Genomic DNA, 431 nt, shown 5'->3' with positions numbered 1-431 from the left:
AGTTTTCTATCTCGGGTGCTGATGAACCTATTTTTATCAATACCGACCCTAACCGCCTGTCACAAGTTATTCTTAACCTCCTATCTAATGCGGCAAAGTTCACGGAGCAAGGCCATATTGGGCTAAGTATGAGTATGCTAGGTGATGGGCAGTTGAAAATTCAGGTGAGTGATACTGGAAATGGTATTTCGGAAGAGAACCAAAAACGTTTATTTCAGGATTTTGTTCAGGTGGGTGATGATACGCAAAAGCATATGGAGGGGACGGGTCTAGGTCTGGCTATCACTCGTCGTATTGTTGAACGAATGGAAGGAGATATACAGGTATATAGCTCGCTTGGTAAGGGTACGACAATGGCTGTTTATCTGCCGGTTGAGCTTGTTGAAGAACCACAAACAGACCAAGACCCGGATATCGCAAGCAATTCACTG

1 protein-coding gene is annotated in these 431 nt (G+C 44.3%); it reads left to right on the top strand.

Annotation, left to right across the window (positions count from 1 at the left end):
* A partial coding sequence (locus A3756_RS06665) for an ATP-binding protein (protein WP_231875501.1) occupies positions 1-431 on the top strand: 431 nt, incomplete at both ends.

The sequence above is a fragment of the Oleiphilus sp. HI0086 genome (genome assembly GCF_001635225.1).
Note: the sequence above shows the minus strand (reverse complement) of the source record. Positions and strands in the feature narration are given on the sequence as shown.